Source organism: Streptomyces sp. CNZ287, from assembly GCF_007827615.1.
The window spans coordinates 128,627-135,101 of the sequence record NZ_VISV01000023.1 but is presented as its reverse complement, the minus strand read 5'-3'; the positions used below and the strand labels follow the sequence as shown (position 1 = coordinate 135,101).

The 6,475-nt window shown below is 71.8% G+C and carries 3 protein-coding genes; 1 reads left to right on the top strand and 2 read right to left on the bottom strand.

From position 1 onward, the window contains the following. Positions 1-3,845: amino acid adenylation domain-containing protein (locus tag FB457_RS31160; protein ID WP_486589201.1), on the bottom strand; the 3,845-nt coding region annotated here is incomplete at its 3' end. A 28-nt stretch (positions 3,846-3,873) separates the two neighbouring features. On the opposite strand from FB457_RS31160, the gene FB457_RS31155 reads away from it, so the two are divergent. Next, positions 3,874-4,095 carry a hypothetical protein gene (locus FB457_RS31155; RefSeq protein WP_145784038.1) on the top strand — a complete coding sequence of 74 codons (222 nt, stop codon included), beginning with the start codon at positions 3,874-3,876 and terminating at the stop codon, positions 4,093-4,095. 246 nt (positions 4,096-4,341) lie between these two features. Here the strand turns inward: FB457_RS31155 and FB457_RS31150 are convergent, their stop codons facing one another. Then, positions 4,342-6,474 carry an ABC transporter ATP-binding protein gene (locus FB457_RS31150; RefSeq protein ID WP_052770567.1) on the bottom strand — a complete coding sequence of 711 codons (2,133 nt, stop codon included), beginning with the start codon at positions 6,472-6,474 and terminating at the stop codon, positions 4,342-4,344. Position 6,475: the final 1 nt, after the last annotated feature.

Below are 6,475 nucleotides of genomic sequence, written 5' to 3'. Positions count from 1 at the left end.
GCCACCCCCAGCACCGGACACATCACCTCGGCAAGATTCGCCGGGCCCATGTGCGGAACCGCCACGCCCTTCGGGCGACCCGTCGACCCCGACGTGTAGATGACGTACGCCAGCTCATCGCGCCCGACGCACCGCTCCACCGCTGCCCAGGACTCCGCCGCGATCTCGGCTGACGCCTCGTCCAGCAGCACGACCCGAGCCGCACCCGTCGGCACCTCCGCCAACGACCCGGCCGCGCCGACGACCACGGCCGCTCCGCTGTCGGCGATCATGAAGCCCAACCGGTCCGCCGGATAGCCGGGATCGAGCGGCACGTACGCGCCCCCGGCCTTCCACACCGCGAGCATCCCCGCCACCATCTCCACGCCCCGCGGCAGACACAACCCCACCCGCGACTCCCGGCCCACCCCGAGTCTCTGGAGATACCGCGCCAGCCGATTCGCCCGCGCATCCAACTCCCCGTACGACAACGCCTCCGCACCACACCGCACAGCGACCGCCTCCGGAGCCCGCCGCACCCGCGCCTCGAACCGGTCCAGCACCAAACCCGACGGCACCGCCAACTCCGTCGCGTTCCACCCCGACACCACCGCCGTCCGTTCGGTCTCGGTCAGCGCGTCGATGCCGCCGATCCGCCTGCCCGGGTCGGCGGCCATCTGCGCGAGCACGCGGACGAACCGGTCGGCCACTGCCTGCGCGGACCGCTCGTCGAATGCGTCCAGCCGGTAGTCGAGCCAGAGCTTCATTCCCTCGCCGGGCTCCACGCCCAGGGCCAGGGCGTACGTCGTCGAGTCGCGCAGCCGGGACTCGCTGACCCGCAGGGGCTCCGGCGGCGCGCTCGCATCGGCGCCGTAGGTCCGGAGCGTCATCAGCGTGTCGAACGTGGCGCGGGGCCCGGCGAGGCGCTGGATGTCCGCGAGACCGAGGTGCTGGTGGTCGAGGAGCGCGGTCTGCTGTGCCCGGACCACGTCGAGCAGTTCGGCGATCGTCTGCACCGGGTGCAGCCGGACCCGCACGGGGACCGTGTTGAGGAAGAGCCCGACCATGTCGGCCACGCCCGGCAGCTCCGCCGGCCGGCCCGCGACCACGCTGCCGAAGACGACGTCGCTACGGCCTGCGAGTTGCCCCACGACCATCGCCCACGCGGTCTCCAGCAGCGTGTTCAGCGTGAGGCCGCGGCGGCGGGCCAGGTCCGCCAGCGCCGTGGTCAGCCCGGCGCCCGGTTCCGCGACCACCTTGCCGGTCGGTGCCGGTTCACCGCCCTGCCGCGCCGGTGCCACAAGCGTCGGCTCGTCCACGTCGACGAGCGCCCGCCGCCACGCCTCCGCGGCGGCGTCCCGGTCCTGGCGGGCCAGCCACGCCAGGTGGTCGCGGTGCGACGTCGGAGGAGGCAGGACGGAAAGGTCGGCGCCTGCCGCATAGAGGGTCCACAGCTCGCGCAGGACGATCGGCAGCGACCAGCCGTCCAGGGCGATGTGGTGGAGGGTGAGCACCATCCGGTACCGCTCGGTGCCGACCCGCAGCAGCGCCACGCGCAGCAGCGGCGGCTGCGCCAGATCGAACCGCCGCGCCCGCTCGGCGTCCGCGATCCGCTCCGACTCCGCACGTGCCTCCGTGACGCCGGGCCCGGACAGGTCCTCCTCGCGCCAGGGCAGCCCGACGTCCCCGACGACTACCTGCACCGGCTGCGTCATGCCTGCCGGCTGCCGGAAACCGGCACGCAGACCGGCGTGACGGTCCAGTAGTGCCTGCCACGCCAGCCGCACCCGGCGCGGGTCCAGCGGGCCATCGATGTCCAGGATCAGTTGGCCGACATACGCGTCCGGCTCCTGGTCGTCGTACAGCGCGTGGAACAGCAGGCCCTCCTGCATCGGCGAGAGCGGCAGCACGTCCACCAGCCCGGGCACCGACGCGGCCAGTTCCGCGCGCTGCTCGGCGTCGAGGTGCAGCAGCGGCGCGTCGGCGACCGCTTCCGCCGGGGCCGCGCCGTGGCCCGACGCGGCAAAGGCCGCCAGCCCCGCCGGTGTCCCGGCCTCGAACACCTGCCGGGTGGTCAGCGCAAAGCCCGCCTCGCGGGCTGCGGACACCAGCAGCATCGAGCGAATCGAATCGCCGCCGAGAGCGAAGAAGTTGTCGTCGGAACCGACATGCTCGACGTGGAGCACGTCCGCGAACAGCTCGCACATCCGCTGCTCCAGCCCCGTCGCAGGTGCGCGCCCGCGTACGGGCCCGCCGGGCCCGGGTGGCGGCAGAGCCGAGCGGTCGACCTTGCCGTTGGGGGTCAGCGGCAGCGCGTCGAGGACCACGAGGGCTGCGGGCACCATGTGCTCGGGCAGCCGCCCGGCGGCGAACTCCCGGAGGTCATCCGCGTCCACGCCGCCCGGTGCCGCCACGGCATAGCCGACTAGCCTCTTGTCGCCCGGCCGGTCCTCCCGTACGACGACCGCCGCCTGCGACACCCCCGGATGCGCGGCGAGCACCGACTGCACCTCGCCGGGCTCGATGCGGAAACCGCGGATCTTCACCTGCTCGTCGGCGCGGCCCACAAACCTCAGCTCGCCGTCCGCCGTCCATCGGGCCAGGTCCCCCGAGCGGTACATCCGCTCACCGGCCGCGAAGGGGCAGGCGACGAACCGCTCCGCGGTCAGCCCGCCCCGGCCGATGTAGCCGCGGGCCAGGCCGGCACCGGCGATATACAACTCCCCGGTCACGCCCGGCGGCACGGGTCGCAGCCGGGCGTCCAGCACGTGGACGCGGGTGTTGCCGAGGGGGCGGCCGATCGGGGGCGGCGGGTCGTCCGGGGCGATGTCGGCGGCGAGTGGAGTGGCGGTGGTGATGACGGTGGCCTCGGTCGGGCCGTACGTGTTCCACACCCGCGCCTGCCCGGTCCAGCGCGACGCGAGGTCCGCGGTGAGCAACTCCGCGCCGAGCACCCAGTTCCGCACACCCCTGACCGCAGCCGGATCAAGGACGCTCAGCAGCGAAGGCACCACGCTCGCCACGGACACACCCGAGTCACGGATCATCTCCGCCAGCGCCGCAGGCTCCACCCGCTCCTCGTCCGACGCGATCGCCAGGGTGCCGCCGGCCGCCAGCGTGACCGCGACGTCCAGCACCGCCGCGTCGAAGCTGAACGACGCGAACTGCAGCGCCGTCACACCCTCGGCGGCACCGAGGACCGGACACATCGCCTCAGCCAGGTTCGCCGCACCACCGTGCGGGACCGCGACGCCCTTCGGCCGGCCCGTCGATCCGGAGGTGTAGATCACGTACGCCAACTGCCCCCGTGCCGACGACCTGACCAGCGGCTCCGCCGATGCCGCGGCGATCTCCTCCGCCGCGTCGTCCAGCGACACCACGCGCCGCGCCGACTCCGATACCACCCCCGCCGTGGCACCGGTCGCCAGCACGACCGTGGCTGCGCTGTCGCCGACCATGAACGCCAACCGCTCCGCCGGATACGCCGGATCCAGGGGCACATACGCGCCTCCGGCCTTCCACACCGCGAAGATTCCCGCGACCATCTCCACGCCCCGCGGCAGGCACAGCCCCACCCGCGACTCCCGAGCCACCCCCAGCCCCCGCAGATACCGCGCCAGCCGGTTCGCCCGCTCGTCCAGCTCCCCGTACGACAACTCCTCCGCGCCGCATCGCACGGCGCACACGCTCGGTGTGCACCGCGCCCGCTCCTCGAACCGGTCCAGCACCGTCCCGGACGGCACCGGGAAGGGCGTCTCGTTCCACCCCGACACCACCAGCCCCCGCTCCCCCGTACCCAGCAGATCCACGTCGCCCAACCGGACACCCGGGTCGGCACACACCCGCTCCGCGAATCTCACAAACATCCGTCTCAGTGCGGCCCCCGTCTCCGGTATGGACTCGGGAACCGTGCACGGCGGCACCGCACATGGCGCCGCGCCCCCGGATATCGCTCCGCCGTCCGCCCTGCCCGCCTTCCCCGAAGCGGCGAGCAATTCCACGGCCCACCACTGGAGTTCGTCCATCGTGCTCTCCGGAGCGATCTCCATGCGCAAGGCCCCGGACATCTCCCCCTCGATGACCACGGCGACTTCCCGGTCGCCCGTCAGCCGGTGAAAGAATCCCGCCGCCACGGCCGCCGCCTTTGTCGCGGACGCTTCCAGGTGCACCGCGAGATCGAGGCCATCCGTGAATCGGAGATCCCATGTGCTGCCGGCGGGGCACGGTGTCACGTGCACCACGGGCAGGGCAGGGCTGCGCGAATCAGACATTCCTGAGGTCTCCACTGGCTCAATCAGGCAACGACGTTCACGGCGATTGCGGACTGCGCGTTTTGTGCCTGCGGTTGACGAACTCGTGGGGCTAGCGCGGCCCCGGGCCGTGCAGGACGGGACCGGGCCCACCCATTCCGGGGCCGGGACCCATTCCCGGCCCGGGGCCGATGAGTATTCCCTGCGGCGGACCGTCCAGCACCGGGCCGTTCGGGGGCACCGGGGCCATCTCCGGGGCCGGCGCGTCGTTCTTCGGCCGGCGGGAGAACTGCGTGCGGTACAGCTCGGCGTAGAGGCCGTCGAGTTCGAGCAGTTCGTCGTGGGTGCCGTGCTCCTGGACCTGGCCCTGGTCGATGACCAGGATCTGGTCCGCGTCCCGGATCGTGGAGAGCCGGTGGGCGATCACGAGCGAGGTCCTGCCCGTGAGCGCCGTCTTAAGCGCCCGCTGCAGTGCCGCCTCGGACTCGGAGTCGAGATGGGCGGTCGCCTCGTCGAGGACCACGATCGGCGGGGCCTTGAGCAGGAGCCGGGCCATGGCGATGCGCTGCTTCTCACCGCCGGACATCCGGTACCCGCGGTCCCCGACGAGGGTGTCGAGGCCGTCGGGCAGTGCCTCGATCAGGCTCCAGATCTGGGCCGACCGGCAGGCTTCGATCATGTCCTTCTCGGTGGCGTCCAGGCGGGCGTACTGGAGGTTCTGCCGGATGGTGGTGTGGAAGAGGTGGGCGTCCTGCGTGACCATGCCGATGGTGTCGCGGAGCGACGCCAGCGTCAGCTCGCGCAGGTCGTGGCCGCCGATCCGGACGACACCCTCGCCCGGGTCGTAGAGCCGCGGCACCAGGTGGGTGATGGTCGTCTTGCCCGCGCCGGAGGGGCCGACGAGGGCGGTGAGCTTACCTCCGGGGGCGGTGAAGTTCAGGCCGCGCAGGGTCCAGGAGTTGTCGCCGCGCTGGGGTGCGGGGCCCGCGAGGGACTCCAGGGAGGCGAGGGAGACGTCCGCCGCGGACGGGTAGCGGAAGGAGACTCCCGAGAACTCGATCTCCGGTGCGCTCGGCGGTGCACCGGCCGCGCTCGCAGCGACCCCGTTCGTGCCGGCTCCGTCCGCCCCGGCCCCGTTCGCGCTGGCTCCGGTTTCTGTGGCTCGGTTCACGGCGACCGTGGGCAGGGCGTGGGCGTCCGCCCTCTCCTGGATGAGCGGCTTGAGATCGAGGATCTCGAAGAGCCGGTCGAAGCTCACCAGGGCCATCAGGATGTCCCGCTGCGCGCCGGAGAGTTGGTTGATCGGCGCGAGCAGCCGGGTGAGCAGGGTGGCGAGCGCCACCAGGGTGCCGATCTGGAAGACGCCCTCGATGACGAGGCCGCCGCCGAGCCCGTAGACCAGCGCGGTGGACAGGGAGCCGACGAGCATCATCGACAGGAAGAGCAGCTTCGAGTAGACCGAGGCGCGGACCCCGAGGTCGCGGCCCTTGCCCGCGAGGTCGGCGAACGTCCCGTTCTCGGTCTCCGGGCGGCCGTAGAGCTTGGCGAGCAGCGCCCCGGTGACGTTGAAACGCTCGCTCATGAAAGCGCCGATCTCACCGTTGACCTGCATGTGCTCGCGCATCACGCGCTGCAGCCGATGGCCGACGACTTTGCCGGGGAGGATGAAGAGCGGAAGCATCACCAGGCTGATCAGCGTGATCGCCCAGGAGAGGTAGAACATCGCGCCCAGGACGAGCAGCGCGGTCAGGCCCGCGGAGACGACGGTGGACAGCAGGGAGGTAAGCGCCTGCTGGGCGCCGACGACATCGGTGTTGAGCCGGCTGACCAGCGATCCGGTCTGGGCGCGGGTGAAGAAGCCGAGCGGCTGGCGCTGCACGTGGTCGAAGACCTCCGTCCGGAGGTCGTAGATGAGCCCTTCGCTGACCTTCCCGGAGAGCCACGCCTCGGCGAAGCCGACGACGGTCTGCAAGAGGGAGAGGAGCGCGACGGTGACGGAGATCCAGACGACGACGGAGGTGTCCCGCGGCATGATGCCGTTGTCGATGAGGTATTTGAAGAGAATGGGAACGGCCACCACGATTCCCGCGTTGAGCGCGGTGACCGCGAAGAGCACCGCAATTCTGAGTCGGTGCGGACGGGTGTAGGGAAGGATGCGCTTGGCCGTACCCTTCTTCACCTTCTGCCTGGTGACCGAATCCGGCCCGCCGGCGCGCATGATGACCGGCCCGGAGCCGCCAATCATG